Consider the following 18,528-nt stretch of genomic DNA (forward strand, 5'->3'; position numbering starts at 1 on the left):
GGTGGACAGGGGCCGAAACGGTCCCACGAAGCCGATACAGGCGGAGGTTTCAGCAAGGGCTCACGGGTCGGTCCTGGCAACCACCACCGGTACGCCGTCCCGCTTTGCGCAATACATGGCCCTGTCGCTGGCTTCCATCAGTTCGGCCTGAGTCTCGCCGTGTCTCGGGTAGACGGCGATGCCGATACTCGCCTCGACGGCAAGATTGTGGTTGTTGATCCGCATCCTGGCGCTGATGGCTTTGGCAATGCGCATTGCCAGAGCACTGTAGTCCCGTTCGTGCGGTAAACCCGCGACGATGGCAAAGAACTCATCCCCGCCGATTCGCGACACCGTATCCTCCGCCCGCAGAACCTCGGAAATCCGTTTGCCCACCGCTTTGAGCACCTGGTCGCCAACGGCATGGCCATAGCGGTCATTCACCGGCTTGAAGCCGTCAAGGTCCAGATACAAGCAGGCAAAGGTAGTGCCCTGACGCCGGGCAGTACTGACCGCAACTTCGAACCGGTCGTTCAGCAGCAGCCGGTTTGGCAGATCCGTGAGGGAATCGTGACCGGCATAGTACCGTAATTTTTCCTCGGTAATACTCCGCTCACTGAAATCGCTGAGGATAAGAATGAAATGGGCATCCGAGGGTGCGCCGTGCTGGGCCTTGGTCATGGCGGCCCAGGTAACGCGGATACCACCCAGTGAGTCACGCAGCCAGAGCTCGCCGCGCCAGTTCATGTCGGACTCCATGCAGGGCCAGATGGTGGACGGAAACAGGTCTTCCGACGGACTTTCCAGGGTCAGGGCGTCGACAGGCCGGCCCAGCCAGACTGTCTTGTCCTCCTGCACAAGCCGCTCAAAGGCCTCATTGACGTCCCGAACCACGCCATCGGCATCCATGATCACAATCGCCTCACCGCTGAAACGATAAACGGTGGACCAGCGCTGCAGCTGCCGCTCACGCTCGATCATCTCCGTCACATCGTCGAACGAAGCGACGACCAGGGCCCGCAGGTTCCGGTCACTGCTGCCAGCAGGAATCGGCCGTGAGTTGACCGAGATCCAGCGGCGGGATTGCCAACGGGGGTTGTGGATGCCCATCAGAACGTGACTGCAGGGCTCCCCGGTTCGCAGGGTGACCACTGTCGGGTGAGCTTCGGCGGGGAAGGGGGTGCCGTCGGGGTAAATGGCATCCCACAGCGGGTCGCAGGACAGCAGCCCGTTCAGCTCTTCGCTGCTCAGGCCGAGAATCCTGGTGGCCTGGGGATTGTGGGCTACGATCCGGCCCTCGACATCAAGCAGCACCACACCTTCCTCCAGACTGTCCATCGACACCCTGTAAAGCGCCTCGCTCTCCGCCAGAGCCTTTTCCAGCTTGCACTGCTCGGTGACGTCGCGGGAGGTGGTGTGAAGTTCGATGATTTCGCCGTCGCCGTTCGCGATCGGCTGTGTCAGGGTCTCGAACCAGATGTACTGACCGTCGGAGCGGCGAATCCGGTAGCGGATGAGGATATTGCCATCACCGGTCACCGCAGGTTCGTGGGTCTTGCTGCGAATCGACAGGCGGTCGTCGGCATGAAACAGGTCGTAGGGGTCTGTTCCGATAAGCTCTTCCGGCGAATAACCGAGGATCCTGTTGACCGACGGGCTGACCCAGAGAAAGCGGCCGTCTGGTGAATGCAGCGACACCATGTCGCTCATGTTCTCGGCTAACCGCTTGTAGATACTTTCGCTCGACTCCATCGCTCACCCTGACCTGATGCGGTTGTTTCCCTCGAGACCTCGTCAATTCGGAGGCAGGCTTCAATGGCGGGATCGTCACCTATCTTTTCACCCGCGCGACGCCAGGCAACCTTCGGGGAAGCCATATGTACGTTGCAGCGCCCCATATCCGTCCAATGGTAGCGCCCTGTTTGGCCAGAGCAATGCGACTTTGCGGGTGGTCGGAGCCTTTATGGCCACAGGTTCATACAACCGGGCGGGGGCAGGCGACTCCGGCGGAATCCGGCAAGCAGGCGGACACCCATACGGGATTTCATCGACAGACATCTCAGCGCTTCGGCACCCGCAGGATGAACATGGCGGCGATGGCCAGCAGAACGATGGAGCCGGCCTCGTAGAGGATGTTCAGGGGGTCCATCTCCTTGCCCTGCAGCACGATCAGACGGGCGAGGGCGGTGATGGCGATGAAGATGGGGTAGATGAAAGGCGATCCCTGGCCGGTGTAGAACACTGCCACCATGGCGATCACCTCGGTGTAGAGGAACATCAGCAGGATGTCCGCCAGCTCCACCGTTCCGCTGCGGTACACACTCACGATCTCGATGGCCACTGCGACCAGTGTCAGCAGGGCAGTGAGGATCAGCATCAGTTTCTCGACCACCCGAAAACTTCGTGCCGCAACGGCGCGCTCGGTGGGTCCTACGGCGGCTATATCCGATTCCGTTGCTTTCTTGTCGGCGTGCTGCTGATCGCGTTCGAGCCCGGTGTCATGCATTCTGGAATCATCCAACGGCAAAGTTATGAATGTACTGGCTTTGTCCTACTATAGCCGTCAATTCCGGGCATTGCGCAGTCACGCTTGAACCGGCAGCGTACCTGTTTCAAGCGGGCTGCCCACTTTGTGCATTACTCCGGCGTGGGCAGGTTGCCGCCCAGCATGTTCTCCACCACCGCCGCGTTGTAGAAGGCCTCTACCGTCTGGATCTTGTCGTTGCGCACCCGGAACCAGACCGCAAGCCGCACGTCGCCGATGGGTTCGAAGTTGGTGCGGTAGTCCAGGATCGCGAAGACATGATCGCCGTCGGCGCTGATCTGGCGCAGCACCAGGTCTTTCTGGATGGCCGCCATGCCGAACTGGTAGGACAGCATGTCGTCCGGCCGGAGGAAGCGCATGTTCGGCCCCACGTACTCGAACCCGTCGGTCGCCAGCAAGGCCTTGGCCTCATCAAAACGCTGGGCGTGGATATGGGCGATGTATTGCGCAACGATGTCTTTTGGCTCCATGAACGAACTCCAGTATTCCGATGGGGGCAGCCGGGGTATGCCGGCGGGGCTGGCTGCGTGTGGTGCCTACATTAGTGGAGGCCCGCGGCTTTGGCTATTCCAGCATGTCTTTCGAGAACAATTTGCTACGGTCGATCATCTCGCCGGCCACCATGAAGATGCCACCGCCGGTGTAATGCAGGGTCGTTGGATATTCCGGCTTTGGCGCCACGTGGGCCGCAACTATCTCGAATATGAAGAAGTTATTGGCCTCCACCAGGGCGTCTTCATAGAGGCGACATTCGAAACTGGCATGGCACTCTCCGATCAGGGGCGCCGCCACATGGCGGGCCTTTTCCTCGGTGAGCTCGAACTCGGCGAACTTGTCGACCCGGGCACCGGACACGTTGCCGATGCCCACCACCTGATCGGTCAGATCCGTCGTGGGCACATTGATCACGCATTCGCCGCTTTCCCGGATCATCCGATGGCTGTGGTTGCCGGCCGAGATCATACAGCCAACCAGCGAGGGCGAGAACTCCAGAATCGTGTGCCAGCCCAGCGTCATGATGTTGGATTCGCCCTCGTACCGTGAGCTCACCAGCACCACCGGGCCGGGCTCCAGGTAGCGACGGGCCTTGCTGACCGGAAAGTCCTGCTTTGCGATGGTGGCACCCATGACTCAGCCCTCCTGATCTTTTGCCTCCAAATCGCCGGCCGCTGGCTGGCGGACAGCCCTGATCATCAGGTTACGGGGTGTGAGGGCTCGGGGGCAAAAACTCCCCACTTCCACCTGATAGCCCTGCTCCTGGAGGTAGAGCGCCCGGTCCAGCACCAGCCAGGTTTCCAGCGGCCGGCGGAACAACTGGATGACCAGTTCCATGCGTCGGGTTCGCGCGGCGCGCCGGTAGCCGATCTGCTCGAACTCCTGGTGGGGCGGGTCAGGGGGCAGCTCCATGCCCTTGGCGGCCGCCGCCCAGGCGCAGAAGCCTGAAAAATCGCCGGACAGCAGCACCTTGGCAAACGAAGGCACCGGCAGGTACTCATCCTTGCCGCGCAGCTCACGCTGTAGCTCGTCAAACCCCAGCCGCCAGGCGATCTCGATATCCCGGAGCCTGCTCACCCGCCGCCCGGCGGTCACCGTCTCCTGCACCGCCAGGGCCAGATCCTGGCGGCTCAGGGCCAGAACGCTCCGGCTGGCGGCGCGGGAGAACGCCACATACTGCGGTGCCGAGGTGCGGTGGTAGCAACAGGGGGAAAGGCTCAGTGCCGGAACCCGATTGGCGCAGACCAGCTCAAGCAGCCGGCCGTGGAGATCACCACAGGCGTGCAGGGCAACGGCGTGGGTATCCGGCCCCAGGTGTTCGCGAGCGTCCTGCGCCAGGACATCCTGAGGGACCAGTCGCGTCTGACTGTCAAAGCGTGAGGCCAGGGCGTCGCCCGCCTGGCAGAGCGCCGGGTCGATCTCCAGCCCGGTAACCGGCTGCCCGCGGACCTGAGCCAGCAGCCGGCCCAGGTGACCCTTGCCGGCGCACCACTCGAGCATCGGGTGCTCCACCGTCGGCACGTGGCGGGCGAAGGCCAGGATCTGATCCCATTTGCGACCGGGGATCTGGTAACTCCAGCGAGCATCCCAGCGAAAATCCGCGGCAGACAGCGGTGCAAAGTCCGTCAGCGACAGACCCTCGCAAGCTTGGGGCAGCCAGGGGCCGAGGGCCGAGGCCAGGGCGGCAGGGTCCTGCGTGAGCCGGTCCAGCTGCGCATCGTCCAGACCCTCCAGCCAATCGGACAGGTCCGCCAGCTCGCCAGTCCAGGGCATTTGCCGGTAATGGAAAGGCTGGATCTGCCAGAAGGCGCGATGGTTGCCGAGGAACCGGTCGAGTTGGTGAAAGCGTTCTGCGAGGGTCATGGCCGCTACCTGAGAAGGCGGCCATTGTAGGCGATTCGGGTGTTTCCCGCATGGAATGGATCTGAAACGGATTATCGCTGCTTCAGGCCGCAACGAGTTTTTTCACTTTCAGTTCTTTCCGATGCTGTTCCGCATGCCAGAGCTCATACTGGGACTGCTGATTCAGCCAGCTTTCTGCCGATGTATCAAAGGCGATGGAGAGCCGTATCGCCATTTCGGGGCTGATACCGGCCTTGCCGTTCAATACAGCACTCAGGGTTTTGCGGCTGACGCCCAGGGCCTCAGCGGCGGCTGTAACAGAAAGGCCGAGGGGCTCCAGACAAAGTTCTCGCAATACTTCGCCCGGGTGTGGGGGGTTGTGCATCAACATTGGCGATACCTCAATGGTAATCCTCGTAATTGACAATCTCGGCGTCGCCATCCTCGAAGCGGAAGGTGATACGCCAGTTGCCGCTGACCGTGACTGACCAGATTCCGGCACGGTTGCCAGAGAGTTCGTGCAAGCGAAGACCTGGCAAGTCCATATCCTTGGCATCCGTAGCTGCGTTCAGTCTACCTAGAATAAGCCGAAGTCTCTTCGCATGGGCGGCCTGAATCCCCGCAGTGCTGCCGGACTTGTAGAATTTTGCCAACCCCTTGTGTTTGAAGCTTCGAATCATCCTCCGAGCGTACCCTGTAACGTAACAGGTGTCAAAATGCCGATGAGGTTTTACCTGGAGGTCCGAAGGTCGGAAATGCAGATAGGTCCCGGTATTTCACAAGGGTATTTACTCGGTAATTCTTACGATCGGCACAAAAAAAGCTGGTACCGCAATTCGCAGTACCAGCTTTTGGTGTCGGAACCGGTGTTCCGACGGGTCGTCAGGCTAAACCGGCGATGCCGGTATCAGCGCCAGCCGACCCGATCGAAAATGCGCACGGCTTCGGGATTGTTCTCGCCGTACACGCTGACGTTGATGTCGTCGATCTTCAAGTTGCCCCAGGTGTCCAGAACCGGGTTGCGGAGCACACCGTCCACCGCCGGGAATTCGTGGTTGCTGCCAGCGAAGACTTCCTGGGCTGTGTCAGAGGTCAGGAACTCCAGGAAGCGAACAGCGTTGTCACGGTTCGGGGCTGTTGCAATCACGCCACCGCCGCTGATGTTGGCATGAACGCCACGGCCGGACTGGTTCGGGAAGATGATACCGACCTTGCGGGCAGCTTCGCGGTCTTCGACCTTGTCCGAATTGAGCAGGCGGGCATAGTAGTAGTGGTTACCGACCGCCAGGTTGCACTCACCCGCTGCAACGGCGAGGATCTGGTCGGTATCGCCGCCCTGGGGCGCGCGCGCCATGTTGTCGACCACGCCCTGGGCCCAGGCTTCGGCGCCTTCCACGTCATGATGCTCGATCATGCTGGCCAGCAGCGACTGGTTGTAGATGTTGCTGGAGGAGCGGATGCAGATCTCGCCCTTGAATTCCGGCTTGGCCAGATCCTCGTAAGTGCTGATCTGTGACGGGTCGAAGTCCGAGCGATCGTAGTAGATCACCCGCAGACGCTGGCTGAAACCGAACCAGTGGCCTTCCGGGTGCTGCAGGTTGTCAGGCAGGCGCTTATCCAGCGCCTCCGACTTCACCGGCTGGAAAATGCCGGCCTGGTCGGCGCGCCAGAGGTTGCCGGCGTCCACGGTGATCAGCACGTCAGCGGGGCTGGCGGCGCCTTCACGCTCGATGCGCTCGATCAGGGCGTTGGAATCGCCCTCGATCAGGTTGACCTTGATGCCGGTTTCCTTGGTAAAGGCGTCGTAGATCGTCTGGTCGGAGTCGTAGTGGCGAGCGGAGTAGAGGTTAACCTCGTTTGCGGACGCGGTTGCGGTCGCGGATGCTGCAGCCACTGCAGCGGCCATCAGTTTTGTTTTCAGTGATAGCACGGTATTCTTCTCCTTAGACTTGGCGATAAAGTTAGTGATAATGATTTCCATTCGAAAGGCAGTAAATCGGAAATCGCCTGTTGTGTCAATGCATGGGAAAGGCCACTGAATTTTTGCCAACGGAGAATCAGCGCTTGCATGGGGGCCCCCTGGCGCCAGTTGCTCGATCACAGAGGTGGGTAATCAGAATGAACGCTTTTCAACGGAAATTTCTCGGCCGCCTTTCCCTCAACGATGGCCTGCTCAACGTAAACCCTGGCAGCGAGCCCCCGGCCAGCGAGCGTTCGGCCGAGTCCATACTGTCCCTTGATCAGGTGCACTGCCAGTTTCACAAGCAAAAGGTGGTGTCCGATGTCAGCCTGGATATCAAGCCGGGCGAGGTGGTCTGTCTGCTGGGGCCCTCGGGCTGCGGCAAGACCACGCTGCTGCGGATAGCCGCCGGCCTGCAGGAGCCCACTCAGGGCAGGGTGGTTCTGGGCGGCGACCTGGTGGCCTCACCGGGCCGTATCCACCGGCCGCCTGAGCGGCGCAACGTGGGGCTGGCGTTCCAGGAGTCGGCGCTCTTTCCCCACCTGACGATTCTCGAAAACGTCTGCTTCGGGATCCAGTCGCTACCAAAGCCCGAACGGCGGGCCAAGGCCACGCACCTGCTGGAACGGCTCGGCATGGCGGGCCACGCCCAGGCCTATCCCCACACGCTCTCCGGCGGTCAGCAGCAGAGGGTGGCGCTGGCCAGGGCACTGGCGCCTTCGCCCCGGGTGATGCTGCTGGACGAGCCCTTCTCGAGCCTGGACGCGCGCCTGCGGGACCAGATCCGCGATGACACCCTGCACGTGCTCAAGGAAATGGAAACGGCGACCCTGCTGGTGACTCACGATCCCGAGGAGGCCATGTTCATGGCCGACCGCATCGTCCTGATGCGGGAGGGCAAGGTGGTGCAGACCGGGTCCCCCGCGGATCTCTACTGCCGGCCGGTGGACCCGTTCGTGGTCAATTTCTTTGGTCAGGTCAACGTCTATTCTGCCCGGGTCCACAACGGTGAGGTGGCAACCCCTGTCGGACACCTGAAAGCCGAGGGAGTGTCCGAGGGCCGAGAGGTCAAGGTGATGATCCGGCCAGAGGCCGTTCGGGTAACACCGCTGAACAAGGGTGGTCACGACGAAAAAAACAGCCACGTGGTGATGTCACGGCTTCTTGGCCCCAGCAGCCTGGTGCACATCTGCGCCCACGGCTGGGAAGATCAGGAAATGCACCTGCACGCCCGCGTCCCCGGGGTTTTCCTGCCGCCGGAGGGTCAGGCGGTGGCACTGTCGCTGGATCTGTCCCAGGTCTTCATCTTTGAGCAGTAAGACCGGTCACTTGCTGCCCGGGCGGGAGCGGCGCATGGCCAGGCTGAGCAGGATAACCGGGATGATCCCCACTACCACAATGGACAGCGAAGACAGCGCTGATTCAGCCAGGCGCTCGTCCGATGCCAGGCTATATGCCCGCACCGCCAGGGTGTCGAAATTGAACGGCCTGAGGATGATGGTGGCCGGCAGCTCCTTCATCACATCCACAAACACCAGGATTCCCGCCGCCAGCAGGCTGCTGCGCATGATCGGCGTGTGGATCTTGCGAAGGGTACCGCCCGCGGTCTGTCCCAGGGTGCGGGAGGCCGCGTCCATGGACGGCGTGACCTTGCCGAGACTGGCCTCGATGGTGTTGAAGGAGACCGCCAGGAAGCGGACCGTGTAGGCATAGACCAGCACCAGGGCACTGCCGCTGAACACCAGCCCCACCATGGACCCGAAGTATTCGCGGGTGAACAGATTCAGTTTCTGGTCCAGCCAGGTCAGCGGGATCAGGATGCCCACCGCAATCACCGAACCCGGAATGGCATAGCCGATGGCCGCCACCCGGTTTGCCCCGCGCACCCAGCGGTTGGGATTCAGCCGCGCGCCATAGTTGAGTAGCACCGCCAGACCGACGGCAACCACCGCCGTGGTGGACGCCAGGAACAGGCTGTTGCCGGCAAAGGGCAGAAAGCGCGAGCCAAACAGCGCGTCGCCGGTGGTGATGGCCATTTCCAGCAGTATCAGCGCCGGCACCACGAAGCCGATCAGAACCGGCAGAAAACAGACCAGAAAGGCCAGTGCGGCACCACCCGCGTGCAGGCGGTATTCCGGCAGTGCCTGGTAACGGGCCGAGGCATGGTAGCGTTTACCGCCCCGGGACGCCCGCTCCAGCAGCACCACCACCAACACGAACACCAGCAGGCAGGCAGCCAGTTGCGCGGCGGCCACCTGCTCACCCAGCCCGAACCAGGTGCGGTAGATGCCGGTGGTGAAGGTATCCACCCCGAAGAATTGCACGGCGCCGAACTCGTTGAGGGTCTCCATCAGCACCAGGGACACCCCGCCGATGATGGCCGGCCGGGCCATGGGCAGCGCCACCCGGGTGAACATCCGCCAGGGGCCAAGGCCGAGCGTGCGGCTGACATCCAGGGCGCTGACGGATTGCTCCATGAACGAGGCGCGGGCCAGCAGGTACACGTAGGGGTAGAGCACCATGGTGATCAGCAGACAGGCACCGCCCAGGGAGCGCACATTCGGGAAATAGTAGTCACCGAACTCCCAGCCAAACCACTCCCGCAGCGTGCTTTGCAGGGGGCCGGTGAACTGCAGGAAGTCGGTATAGGCGTAGGCAATGACATAGGTGGGCACAGCCAGGGGCAGCAGCAGCGCCCACTCGAAAATACGTCGGCCCGGAAACCGGCACATCACCACCAGCCAGGCACAGGCGGTTCCGATAATCGTGGTACCCACGCCGACGGTGACACCCAGCACCAGGGTATTGCTCAGGTAGCGGGGCAGCACCGTGCTGGCCAGATGCTGCCAGACCTCGCCGGAGGGAAACAGCACGTGGACCAGGATTACGATAACGGGAGTGGCCACCAGCAGGGCGATGACAAAGGTGCTTGCCGACCAGACGTTCAGGGAGCCGGTACGCCGGCTCTTGGCACTGGAGGTTGTCTGGACGTCGGGCAAAGCGTGCTCCGGCTGGCTTCGAAGTGGGGACAGAACTCACATTGGCAAAGTGAGGCGAGCATTATAGTGAAGTCGCAAGCGCAAGCCCAACGCATTCGCATTAAGGCTTAACCCCAGATCCCCAGCATCGCACCGGCGCCCAGCACCAGGGCCCCGCCCACTTCCCCCGCAATCAGCAGCCCCATAAACACCCCGGTCGTCCAGGACGGCAGGTTGCGGCTGCCCAGCCGGTGCGGGCGGCGTAGCTGGTTGTCGGTGTCCTGCAGGATGCCGTGAATGATGTAGGTGACGATCGCCAGGGCAAAGAAGGCGAGGGCGGAGACGGCGGCGAGGGTATTCACCCACCCGGCGAACACGCTGCGGGCACTGAAGGCCGCCAGCAGCAGTGCGGCGAAGCTGTACATCAGGGAACTGCGATGGGCGATGTCCACATAGACCGGGGCCGTGGCATCGACGGTGCGCGCCATGTGCCGGTATTTCCAGATGCCGGTGAGCAGCCCGGTCAGGAAGAACACGAACGCCGCGGACAGACAGATTTTTTCGGCCAGGGCCATGGTGATACTCCGGGATGACTGGAAGGTGACTGCGGGAGATCGGGAGTATACCGGCTCAGGGGGCGGGCCACCTGGGAATTCAGGACAAACTGGTCTCAGGGATAGAGCCAAGTGTCCAATTCCTTAACATGCCGTTGAAAGATAGGCTTGGCGCGCTGTCATGCCGGAGAGCAGGGGAAAATCAATCTATTTTGGCTTGAGGGCTGATCAGACCACCGTCAAACAGTCGATATCCTTTACAGGTAACAGAAGCCCAAAAAACAGGTATCTGATTTGCGGGATATTAAATTCATCGGCATGGTTTGTGCGTTTTTCGTTCGTGGAGGAAAAACCACTTCTTCCAGACTTATGCATAAAGGAATTGAAGGAGGACACATGAATAAGCCGATATTTACATTGGTGCTTGCGTCATCCGTCTCGATGATGGCGAGCCATGCTTATGCGGTGCCTTTCGGTGGTGTTGAGTTCCCGGATGGAGCTCGAAGTTTTGCCGACACTGTTATTTCGTATTCGGAGGGTGACGGTGTTGGGTCGGGTTGGCGTGATCCCAGTGCCGCCCTGGGAGCCCCCGATGGCGAAGATGTTTCACTTGGAAAGGGCGGCTCGCTGATTCTTCAGTTTACCGATAATTCGCTGACCACCTCTGGCGACGGTTCGGAAGACCTTTGGATATTTGAGGTTGGCCCCGCCGTTGAAGCATTCAACGTTGGAATTTCCACTGACAACACAAGCTGGATTGACCTTGGTGATGTCTCAGGGCAGCCCACAGGCATTGATATCGACAGTCTCGCCGGTGTGGTCTCGGGTGCCTTCTACAGTTTTGTCCGTCTGACAGACGTATCACCCGACGAGTCAGGCTTTCCTTTCGCCGAAGCAGATATCGATGCCGTAGGCGCCATATCAAGCGCGGATCCGGTTGAGATTCCTGTCCCTGTGCCTGAGCCAGGTACGCTTGCTTTGCTGGGCATGGGCCTGGCCGGACTGGGACTCGCCCGGCGAAAAAACTAGCACATTCACTTTTTCTGTTCCGATGCCCCGCCCAGTCCGGCGGGGTGTCCGTCGACGCTATTCCGGCGTTCCGGCACCCTTCACCGGTAAGCCTCGCCAGAGCTATTTCCTGAAAAACGTGAGGAAAGCCCCCGCAGCCGTCGCGGCGGCGCCGCCAATCAGGTACAGCATGGTCTCATCGGTAAAGCGGCCGGTGACCGTCTCCGTCAGCTGGTTGCCGATGGACTGGGTGGACTGGTAGCCAAAGTAGAGCAGCCCAACGCCAACCACCAATAAAACCACACCGAGCAGTTTCGAACTTGCCATCGTATCCTCCTTTGTTGTGCAGGGATTGTAGCAGCCTCGCCTGACTGTGATACCCGGAGCCGCGATGGAACCATTTGTCGGTGATAACCAGAACAGATCGCTTGCTTAGGCGGAGGAGTGTTACGAGCGTGAGGTGGAAATCAATCCGTCTAAATTTTTTCAGCGTCGGGAAATGGCCACCGTCTGCCGGTGATTTGACTACCGAGAGGCGGCGGGCATACATTCAGGGAATGCTGCCAGGCTTTGAAGGCAAGAGCCCGGCAGGACTCTTCATTGCCGGCAGCACCACAGGGATTCAAGCCGCCAAGGCAAGGAGGGAGTGTCTATGCGAATCGCAAAAGCGGATATACCTGTTGAGATTGACGTGCCCGGTGCCAAGGCGCGGCAGCAGACCGGCTTTGGCGATGTGACGGGCTACGGCACGATGGGAGCGGAGTATTTCTCGTTCGGTGCCGGGACCGATATCACGGAACTGTTGCACGGGCTCAAGGACGACAGTTGTCAGAGCCCCCATTGGCGCTATGTGGTTGAAGGCGAAATCACGGCGTTGTATACGGATGGTAGCGAGGAAACATCCCGTAGCGGTGACCTGTTCTACTGGCCACCCGGCCACAGCGTCAGGGCCGAGAAAGACACCGAAATCGTGATGTTCAGCCCGCAACACGAGCACGGCGTGGTGATCGACCATATTCAGCGTCAGGTCAGCGGCTGAACCGCCGTCTGTCGTCCGAATTCACCATTCACCTTTCAACTGCAGGGAGGGGGACTTGCTTCCCTTCCTTGCAGGCGCAGAGTAATTACCGCTTCCGGCCGGAAAGCGGGTCAGACCTGATCTGCAGGCCAGTACGCTTTTCCACTCCAGCAAGGAAACGCCATGCCATTTGCCAGCCAATACACACCCGAATCCGTCAGCCGGGACGAGATAGACCAGAGCCAGGGCCCATTGCTGATTGAATTCGGCACCAACTGGTGCGGCCACTGCCAGGCCGCCCAGCCTCGTATCAAGGCCGCCCTGGAGCATCACGCCGAAGTCCGCCACCTGAAGATCGAGGACGGCAAGGGCCGCCGGCTGGGGCGGACCTTTGGTGTCAAACTCTGGCCTACGCTGATCTTCATGAAAGACGGGGAGGAGGTGGAACGGCTTGTTCGGCCTGGCAGCAGCCGGGAGATCGATGAGGCGTTGGGGCGAATTGGTTAATCGGGCAGTAAATCTGTGGGTTTTCCCATGACCGATTTATTCGCTGTCGCTGTTACGATTGGAGCGCATTTCGCGAATGCGCATCGGCATGGCGTCGATCCGGCGGAAAATAGCGTCAAGATCCAGGTCAGGGTCACGGCTTTTGATACCGCCGTCCTTTCCTATCAACAGCACCCGGTTATCCGATGGGCTCTCTTCCAGGAGATCTTTGATGTCATTTGCAAGGCTGCTCGAAACCGTTTCCTGATTTGAAATCAGATCCGACCCTGTGTTCACAAACCAGACAGTATCACGGTCATCAATCTCGTTCCTGGCCTGTCTTAGCGTTCTGATCTCATCATCGCCGCCACTTGCTGCCTGCACCAGGATGAGCCGGTTTTGCCACTGGTAGTCGCTTAATCTGTCCATGTCAGCCCCGTGAGTCGTCATCGTCATAAGCGAAACCAACACCGCCAGAAAGATCTGCCTTTTGGTGACCAAATAATTGGTATTCATCTTTTTGTTCGCTCAACTATTTTATGCTGCTTACCTGAGCTGGCTGTCCTTGCTGCCCCGGCGGTTAATGCCACCTGAAAAGGATTCCTGTTTCTCACGGGCGGCCTGACAAGCGATACACAGCCGAACACCCGGAATGGCCCTGCGGCGCGCTTCCGGAATAATGCTCTCACACTCGTCACAGCGGACCGCACTCTCGCCCGCCGTCAACCGGCTCCGCGCCCGCTGCACCGCATCCTCGACGCTGGCGTCAATCTGATCCTGAACAGCGCCGTCTCGTGACCATCCACCTGCCATACCAGCCTCCTATCTCCGTAAGGGAAGATGTTGGGGCATGTAAGCCTGGCATCAAGAACTGTAGGGACCGTTCAGAGCAGATAGGCGTTATCCTGTTTGGTTTGTCGGTCTGGCCGGAGATACAGTACAGCGGTCCCGGGTCCCGGTCCCGGATTTCGAGCCCGGACTTCAGCCTTCTGTTCTTGAAACCACGGCGTATGACCTCACGGTTTCTGGCATGTACTCACTGATTGGTTCGCGAGAAGGAGGTTTTGATGCAATCGAGTGTCAACATTGTCGATCAGAACGTAAAGACCATGAACACCTGGCTCAAAGACATCTCGGATGAGCTGGGCTCTATCGGTGAGGAAGAGGCCTGGGTCCGCCTAAAAGCCGTATTGCAAACCTTGAGAGACCGCATCACGGTCGATGAAGCCGCCGATTTTGCGGCCCAGTTACCGATCATTGCCAGGGGGCTTTTCTTCGAAGGCTGGAAGCCGGCAGAAACGCCCCGTAAATGGCGGGACAGAGAGCACTACATGAAGGCCTTTCAGCAGACGCTCGTTGGTGAGGTTGATGCAGAGCACACCCTGAAAGCCGTGCTGAAGGTGCTTGATCGTTATCTTGACAGCAATGAGCTGATCAAGGTCAAAAAGATGCATCCCAAGGAAGTCTGGGATTTATGGCCTCAGTAAGCCTCGTTCTGCAGGCATTCTGTGTGGCGGGGGCGGAAAAGACATCTGCCGACCAGAGGTTGTGAGTCCGTGCCAGGGGCGCGGATCCGCACCCACGAGTTTGAGTGGAGCGCTCTCGCACGGGCTCCGGGCTCAACCAGCTCAGGTTCTCAAGCAGCGATCGCCCTCACCAGTTCGCTGCAGAAGGCATCCAGATCGTCGGGTCTGCGACTGGTGATCAGGCCGCCCTCGTGGCAGAGCTCCCGGTCAACCCAATGGCCGCCGGCATTGTTGATATCGGTTTGCAGGCTGGGGAACGAGGTCAGCGTTTTCCCTCGGACGACACCAGCCTCTACCAACAGCCAGGGAGCATGGCAGATCGCTGCCACGGGTTTCCCCGCTGCCACGAACCCGGCAACGAACGCCACGGCGTCCTTATCCAGACGCAAGGCATCCGGATTCGCGACGCCGCCGGGCAATACCAGCGCATCGTAGTCAGCAATGCTTGCCTGCCGGACGGTTTTGTCCACGCTGAAGCGGTCTGCCTTATCCAGGTGTTTATAGCCTTCGATACTGTCGGACTTGATTGAAACAAGCTCGACCTTTGCCCCGGCAGACTCCAGCTCCTTCCAGGGTCGTGTTAATTCAACCTGCTCGACACCGTCTGTTGCCATGATTGCGACGGTTTTTCCTTCCAGAGGGTGGCTCATGGTTCGACTCCTTTTCTGGTCAGTTGGTCAGGATTTTGTGACTCGTGTTCGGGGCTGGATGATAGGTCTGGATATTCAGCCGGTTCCCAGCCAGCGTTTGGTTTGATGAGCTGATATCGTAAATCGTTTGGTGCGACCGATCGAAAATTCAATGGCTTATCAAGGTACAACTCAGAAGAGAAGATGCCGTCAAAAAAAGGCGCCCCTGACCGGAAAAACGCAGGGCGGAAGGAAATGGATCTTTTCCGGATTTACGGTGACGAGTTTCGCGGACTTCCGGAAAATGACTCTGTCCTGGCTTCAGAACACGTAAAGCGCCCCAACACCCACTTCCGCTTCGTAATCGCTGCGCGCAATTGGGCTGTCCCTGACATCGCTACTATAGTGTTCGTAAAGTGCCTCGCCAAAAACCTGCCAGTGGTCGCTCACAAAATAGCGGAAGGTATAGTTGAGCCCCACCGATCGAACGCCACCGTCGAGATCGGTTTGCGCCAGCCCGGAATTGGCGGACTGTTCCGCGTCTATACCAAAATCTCGGTTGGCGTAGTCGCTGTCGTGAAAAACCACAACAAGCCCCAGTTCCGAGCCGGTACCATCGGTCTGATCACCGAAGCGACGCCCGGGCCCAACCAGGAATAGGTTTCCGTCCTCGCTGGTAACCAGTCGTGCGTCCAGCCAGTAACGCCAGTCCGAATCGAAGGCACGACGCGCCTGCAACACGAGTTCTGTGCTCCCCTCGACATCACCCAGACCTTCAAGGCGACCGTCCTCGGAATCACTCTCTTCGCGGCCCTCCTCGACAGGAAAGGCCACAGACGCATCCAGCAGCCAGGTTTCAGATCGAAGCCCTCGCCAGCCCAGCGCCGCGCCCGCGAAATAGTAGATATTATCGCCGTCCCGCCATTGCAAAGCGCCCGCAGGATTGGGCTCAAACTCAAACTCATCGGATCCTTCGTAGGCAGATTCGTATTCAACACTCAGACCCAGCCCGACCCCCCAGCCATCCTCGCCCCCGGTGAAGTCATCAACCGAGGGCAATGGCACCAACGCTGTCCGTGTCTCTTCTGCAAGTGCGGCCTGAATGAGCAGCCCGTTTACAAGTGCAGCCAGCGTCAAACCCATAAACATTTTCACTTCGTTCACACTCCAGCCAGCTTGGGTATACAAACAAGCTTACCCTTTGCTCTTTTTTGTTCAATATCGTGCAGAACCGGCACAGACGTGTTTCTGGATGAGAAAGTAAATCTGAAAATCATGTAGCCAGCCTCCCATAGCCCGTCACCCGGAGCAGGCTGGTAGCCGGCAAACTCACCTGCCGCGACAGGAGGCTGACATGACCCTATTGCGCGCCATCGACCTGCACTCCAACAACAGCGTGGTTGTCGTTCTCCACGAGAACGACGCTGTGCTTTCTCAGGAACGCCTGCCCAACGGCTAAGCAACGGTAATGCCAAGGGCTGGAACAACACGCGCAATGGCAACAGGTACCTGGGCTGGGCCTTTGTTGAGGCTGGCGCCACAGGTTGGCAAACCACCGCATTTGAATCCACTTGGACACGATCAGGCACTGACGGTTTTCCGGGGCTTCGGCCAGGGGCCGCCCTGACGGGCGGCCTTGATCCTGATGGGTGTCTGGTGCGGATCAGTCCGCAACCACCATTGAGAACAACGGAAGCGCATTGGAAGGGAGGAACCACCACAACCAGCGGTTATGGTGGGTTGGTATTGCGCTGACTATAGCTGGCTAATGGGTGCCCCGGATTTCGTCCCAAATTGTTACTAACGCAAAGCACAGCGGCGCGAGTTTACGAGCGTCCGGCGGCCAACGGCCGCGTACTGCTGCGCCTTGTTACGAGTGATACTCCATGATGAGCTCAGGGTGCCCGGTGTGCTCATCGATTTGCTCTCCAAGTAAAGTGAATCCGTGTTTTTCATAGAACTTGATGCTCGGATTATTTTCTTTGTAAACAGTGAGCTGTAAGCACTCTCGCCTATTCTTAGCATCGTTAAGCAAGACTGAGCCCAACCCCTTGCCCTGTGAGCCTGGTGCCACAAAGATCGCAGCAAGATTGTTCTCATATAGGCTATAGAACCCAACGACTTCTCCCTCAGCTTCATACACAAGCGTCTCCGATGCCGGGATGTATACTTCACGCATCTCGCTAATCTTCGATTGCCAAAACGCAGATTCGATGAAGTCATGGGCTTTAATTGATGCAGATAGCCAGATTGCCAAGATTTGATCAATATCGGCTGTCCGATAATCGCGAATCATTTGGTTGCTCCCGAGTACTCGTAACGCTTGCGTAACGGGCCGATTTGTGGAGCGGCAGCGGAACAAAGCGGTCCCGTTGACGCACTGGTTAAGCATTTGCTCGATGCCACTTCATCAGCTCCCGTATTTCACTTACTAATTTTGAAAAGTCTTTTTCTTGATCCTCGGTATAGAAAAATATGCCTTGGGACTTTTGGGGAGTGAGCATAATTGCCTGAAAGGCTTCGTCGCAGGCATCTAAGATAGAAGGCTTATGAATCGCATAACTGTCAGTATTAAAATGGACTAATCCGTTGCGTGTTTCGTTTAGCCACTCGATGTTGCCCCTGTCCAACATGCCTTCGTTTTCAAACAGCTTATCGTAGAGCTCCAAAAAGAAATTCAGTTTTGGATCAGGTAGATCATCACCTTTCCTGTAAGCCTCAAGCCATTTTTTTAAATGACGCTCATTCCATGTTTGGAAAGCATTTCCATTTCTTAGAGCTATGCAAATGCAACCTTGAAGAGCATTGTGTGCGGAAATCATCACGTACTTCCAGGCTCTATCGGAGTGTTTTGCCCTTTCCAAACTGGCACAAAACTCCTCCAAGGAAGAAAGTACGTCTTCCTGACGGTCAAAATCTAGGTAGTCTTCCATTTTTATTGCTTAACAGCGTATTAGACAGAACGCGTTATTATTGCAATAACACCGAAGTCACGATATTACGTCATGCTTCGCATGCTAATAATAAAGAGTCCCCTGAAATCAGCATCTTGCACAGCCATTCCTCATTACGCCAGTAATATCACCGCGTAATAACGAAGAATGCTCAATTATTACAGGGGACGTCCCAGGGATTTCTTCTTTCCAAAGCAAAAAGGCCCGAAGCTTTCACCCCAGGCCTTCTCGTCACTCACTGCGGTCAATCACCTCAACCACACTTACTATCCCCACAGGACAGACAGGTCGCACACCCGTCCATCACGATCACCGCCTTGGTGCTGCACTTGCCGCAGAGGGTGGCGTTGGCGGGGTAGTCGGTGACTTTTTCGTCGTTCACCGGAGCCTTGTTGGATTCGAACTCGGCGCGCTTCTCGGCGAGGATGCGCTTGGTGGTTTCGCTCATTTCCTCGCTTTCCAGCAGGCCGATGGCCTTGAGGTGCTTCTCGATCACAGCGCCGATCTCGGCCACCAGGGAGGGCATGAACACGCCGCCTTTCTTGAAGTAGCCG

At 58.8% G+C, this 18,528-nt stretch carries 22 protein-coding genes and 1 pseudogene; 5 read left to right on the forward strand and 18 right to left on the reverse strand.

The window, feature by feature from the left end; all coding sequences use genetic code 11:
* Positions 1-60 precede the first annotated feature (60 nt).
* The 8 genes from R3280_RS03995 to R3280_RS04030 form a co-directional block, all read right to left on the reverse strand.
* Entirely contained in the window at positions 61-1,731 is a 1,671-nt protein-coding gene (locus R3280_RS03995; RefSeq protein WP_318997287.1) for a bifunctional diguanylate cyclase/phosphodiesterase, read from the reverse strand.
* Between the two features lie 307 nt (positions 1,732-2,038).
* A complete protein-coding gene (locus R3280_RS04000) occupies positions 2,039-2,485 on the reverse strand; it encodes a phosphate-starvation-inducible PsiE family protein (protein WP_318997288.1) in 447 nt (148 codons plus the stop codon).
* Positions 2,486-2,616: 131 nt separating this feature from the next.
* On the reverse strand, positions 2,617-2,994 hold the full coding sequence (locus R3280_RS04005; RefSeq protein ID WP_318997289.1) for a nuclear transport factor 2 family protein: 378 nt from the start codon (positions 2,992-2,994) through the stop codon (positions 2,617-2,619).
* A 94-nt stretch (positions 2,995-3,088) separates the two neighbouring features.
* Positions 3,089-3,652, reverse strand: coding sequence for a flavin reductase family protein (locus R3280_RS04010; protein WP_318997290.1), 564 nt, complete (start codon positions 3,650-3,652; stop codon positions 3,089-3,091).
* Between the two features lie 3 nt (positions 3,653-3,655).
* The gene (locus R3280_RS04015) at positions 3,656-4,882 is read right to left on the reverse strand and encodes a methyltransferase (RefSeq protein WP_318997291.1); all 1,227 of its coding nucleotides are present in this window, start codon (positions 4,880-4,882) and stop codon (positions 3,656-3,658) included.
* Between the two features lie 82 nt (positions 4,883-4,964).
* Positions 4,965-5,252 carry a HigA family addiction module antitoxin gene (locus tag R3280_RS04020; protein WP_026596149.1) on the reverse strand — a complete coding sequence of 96 codons (288 nt, stop codon included), beginning with the start codon at positions 5,250-5,252 and terminating at the stop codon, positions 4,965-4,967.
* 10 nt (positions 5,253-5,262) lie between these two features.
* Positions 5,263-5,541 carry a type II toxin-antitoxin system RelE/ParE family toxin gene (locus R3280_RS04025; protein ID WP_318997292.1) on the reverse strand — a complete coding sequence of 93 codons (279 nt, stop codon included), beginning with the start codon at positions 5,539-5,541 and terminating at the stop codon, positions 5,263-5,265.
* A gap of 227 nt (positions 5,542-5,768) precedes the next feature.
* Positions 5,769-6,791, reverse strand: a complete 1,023-nt coding sequence (locus tag R3280_RS04030) for a Fe(3+) ABC transporter substrate-binding protein (protein WP_318997293.1) — start codon at positions 6,789-6,791, stop codon at positions 5,769-5,771.
* A 188-nt stretch (positions 6,792-6,979) separates the two neighbouring features.
* Between R3280_RS04030 and R3280_RS04035 the strand changes: the two genes are divergently transcribed.
* Positions 6,980-8,140, forward strand: coding sequence for an ABC transporter ATP-binding protein (locus R3280_RS04035; RefSeq protein WP_318997294.1), 1,161 nt, complete (start codon positions 6,980-6,982; stop codon positions 8,138-8,140).
* Between the two features lie 6 nt (positions 8,141-8,146).
* Here R3280_RS04035 and R3280_RS04040 read toward each other — a convergent pair whose 3' ends face one another.
* Both R3280_RS04040 and R3280_RS04045 read right to left on the reverse strand, forming a co-directional pair.
* On the reverse strand, positions 8,147-9,820 hold the full coding sequence (locus R3280_RS04040; RefSeq protein WP_318997295.1) for an iron ABC transporter permease: 1,674 nt from the start codon (positions 9,818-9,820) through the stop codon (positions 8,147-8,149).
* Positions 9,821-9,927: 107 nt separating this feature from the next.
* Positions 9,928-10,374, reverse strand: coding sequence for a hypothetical protein (locus R3280_RS04045; protein ID WP_318997296.1), 447 nt, complete (start codon positions 10,372-10,374; stop codon positions 9,928-9,930).
* A gap of 375 nt (positions 10,375-10,749) precedes the next feature.
* On the opposite strand from R3280_RS04045, the gene R3280_RS04050 reads away from it, so the two are divergent.
* Positions 10,750-11,382 (forward strand): PEP-CTERM sorting domain-containing protein, encoded by a 633-nt coding sequence (locus R3280_RS04050; RefSeq protein ID WP_318997297.1) that lies wholly within the window; start codon positions 10,750-10,752, stop codon positions 11,380-11,382.
* A 102-nt stretch (positions 11,383-11,484) separates the two neighbouring features.
* On the opposite strand, the gene R3280_RS04055 is transcribed toward R3280_RS04050, so the two are convergent.
* The gene (locus tag R3280_RS04055; RefSeq protein ID WP_318997298.1) at positions 11,485-11,688 is read right to left on the reverse strand and encodes a DUF3185 family protein; all 204 of its coding nucleotides are present in this window, start codon (positions 11,686-11,688) and stop codon (positions 11,485-11,487) included.
* 325 nt (positions 11,689-12,013) lie between these two features.
* Between R3280_RS04055 and R3280_RS04060 the strand changes: the two genes are divergently transcribed.
* Entirely contained in the window at positions 12,014-12,400 is a 387-nt protein-coding gene (locus tag R3280_RS04060) for a hypothetical protein (RefSeq protein WP_318997299.1), read from the forward strand.
* A gap of 162 nt (positions 12,401-12,562) precedes the next feature.
* The gene (locus tag R3280_RS04065; protein WP_318997300.1) at positions 12,563-12,886 is read left to right on the forward strand and encodes a thioredoxin family protein; all 324 of its coding nucleotides are present in this window, start codon (positions 12,563-12,565) and stop codon (positions 12,884-12,886) included.
* A 36-nt stretch (positions 12,887-12,922) separates the two neighbouring features.
* On the opposite strand, the gene R3280_RS04070 is transcribed toward R3280_RS04065, so the two are convergent.
* Together R3280_RS04070 and R3280_RS04075 are read right to left on the reverse strand one after the other, a co-directional pair.
* Positions 12,923-13,381: a DUF4174 domain-containing protein gene (locus tag R3280_RS04070; protein WP_318997301.1), complete on the reverse strand. Its 459-nt coding sequence runs from the start codon at positions 13,379-13,381 to the stop codon at positions 12,923-12,925.
* A gap of 30 nt (positions 13,382-13,411) precedes the next feature.
* Positions 13,412-13,678, reverse strand: a complete 267-nt coding sequence (locus R3280_RS04075) for a DksA/TraR family C4-type zinc finger protein (RefSeq protein ID WP_318997302.1) — start codon at positions 13,676-13,678, stop codon at positions 13,412-13,414.
* Between the two features lie 254 nt (positions 13,679-13,932).
* Between R3280_RS04075 and R3280_RS04080 the strand changes: the two genes are divergently transcribed.
* Positions 13,933-14,352: a DUF2267 domain-containing protein gene (locus tag R3280_RS04080; protein WP_318997303.1), complete on the forward strand. Its 420-nt coding sequence runs from the start codon at positions 13,933-13,935 to the stop codon at positions 14,350-14,352.
* Between the two features lie 149 nt (positions 14,353-14,501).
* Here R3280_RS04080 and R3280_RS04085 read toward each other — a convergent pair whose 3' ends face one another.
* The 5 genes and pseudogenes from R3280_RS04085 to R3280_RS04105 all read right to left on the reverse strand — a co-directional run.
* The gene (locus tag R3280_RS04085) at positions 14,502-15,041 is read right to left on the reverse strand and encodes a type 1 glutamine amidotransferase domain-containing protein (protein WP_318997304.1); all 540 of its coding nucleotides are present in this window, start codon (positions 15,039-15,041) and stop codon (positions 14,502-14,504) included.
* 300 nt (positions 15,042-15,341) lie between these two features.
* A complete protein-coding gene (locus R3280_RS04090) occupies positions 15,342-16,184 on the reverse strand; it encodes a MipA/OmpV family protein (RefSeq protein WP_318997305.1) in 843 nt (280 codons plus the stop codon).
* A 706-nt stretch (positions 16,185-16,890) separates the two neighbouring features.
* Positions 16,891-17,316, reverse strand: a complete 426-nt coding sequence (locus R3280_RS04095) for an N-acetyltransferase (protein WP_318997306.1) — start codon at positions 17,314-17,316, stop codon at positions 16,891-16,893.
* 88 nt (positions 17,317-17,404) lie between these two features.
* Positions 17,405-17,953: a hypothetical protein gene (locus tag R3280_RS04100; protein WP_318997307.1), complete on the reverse strand. Its 549-nt coding sequence runs from the start codon at positions 17,951-17,953 to the stop codon at positions 17,405-17,407.
* 274 nt (positions 17,954-18,227) lie between these two features.
* Positions 18,228-18,528 (reverse strand): annotated as a pseudogene (locus tag R3280_RS04105) (NrdJb); the annotation flags it as partial.

The sequence above is a fragment of the Marinobacter sp. genome (assembly GCF_033722195.1).
Taxonomy (GTDB): Bacteria; Pseudomonadota; Gammaproteobacteria; order Pseudomonadales; family Oleiphilaceae; genus Marinobacter.

Coding starts and splice junctions, on each gene's coding strand:
- R3280_RS04055 (WP_318997298.1), bottom strand. CDS start 11,688: ATGGCAAGTTCGAAACTGCTCGGTGTGGTTTTATTGGTGGTTGGCGTT.
- R3280_RS04100 (WP_318997307.1), bottom strand. CDS start 17,953: ATGGAAGACTACCTAGATTTTGACCGTCAGGAAGACGTACTTTCTTCC.
- R3280_RS04095 (WP_318997306.1), bottom strand. CDS start 17,316: ATGATTCGCGATTATCGGACAGCCGATATTGATCAAATCTTGGCAATC.
- R3280_RS04085 (WP_318997304.1), bottom strand. CDS start 15,041: ATGAGCCACCCTCTGGAAGGAAAAACCGTCGCAATCATGGCAACAGAC.
- R3280_RS04060 (WP_318997299.1), top strand. CDS start 12,014: ATGCGAATCGCAAAAGCGGATATACCTGTTGAGATTGACGTGCCCGGT.
- R3280_RS04070 (WP_318997301.1), bottom strand. CDS start 13,381: ATGAATACCAATTATTTGGTCACCAAAAGGCAGATCTTTCTGGCGGTG.
- R3280_RS04075 (WP_318997302.1), bottom strand. CDS start 13,678: ATGGCAGGTGGATGGTCACGAGACGGCGCTGTTCAGGATCAGATTGAC.
- R3280_RS04045 (WP_318997296.1), bottom strand. CDS start 10,374: ATGGCCCTGGCCGAAAAAATCTGTCTGTCCGCGGCGTTCGTGTTCTTC.
- R3280_RS04015 (WP_318997291.1), bottom strand. CDS start 4,882: ATGACCCTCGCAGAACGCTTTCACCAACTCGACCGGTTCCTCGGCAAC.
- R3280_RS04000 (WP_318997288.1), bottom strand. CDS start 2,485: ATGCATGACACCGGGCTCGAACGCGATCAGCAGCACGCCGACAAGAAA.
- R3280_RS04080 (WP_318997303.1), top strand. CDS start 13,933: ATGCAATCGAGTGTCAACATTGTCGATCAGAACGTAAAGACCATGAAC.
- R3280_RS04025 (WP_318997292.1), bottom strand. CDS start 5,541: ATGATTCGAAGCTTCAAACACAAGGGGTTGGCAAAATTCTACAAGTCC.
- R3280_RS04065 (WP_318997300.1), top strand. CDS start 12,563: ATGCCATTTGCCAGCCAATACACACCCGAATCCGTCAGCCGGGACGAG.
- R3280_RS04035 (WP_318997294.1), top strand. CDS start 6,980: ATGAACGCTTTTCAACGGAAATTTCTCGGCCGCCTTTCCCTCAACGAT.
- R3280_RS03995 (WP_318997287.1), bottom strand. CDS start 1,731: ATGGAGTCGAGCGAAAGTATCTACAAGCGGTTAGCCGAGAACATGAGC.
- R3280_RS04005 (WP_318997289.1), bottom strand. CDS start 2,994: ATGGAGCCAAAAGACATCGTTGCGCAATACATCGCCCATATCCACGCC.
- R3280_RS04050 (WP_318997297.1), top strand. CDS start 10,750: ATGAATAAGCCGATATTTACATTGGTGCTTGCGTCATCCGTCTCGATG.
- R3280_RS04010 (WP_318997290.1), bottom strand. CDS start 3,652: ATGGGTGCCACCATCGCAAAGCAGGACTTTCCGGTCAGCAAGGCCCGT.
- R3280_RS04020 (WP_026596149.1), bottom strand. CDS start 5,252: ATGTTGATGCACAACCCCCCACACCCGGGCGAAGTATTGCGAGAACTT.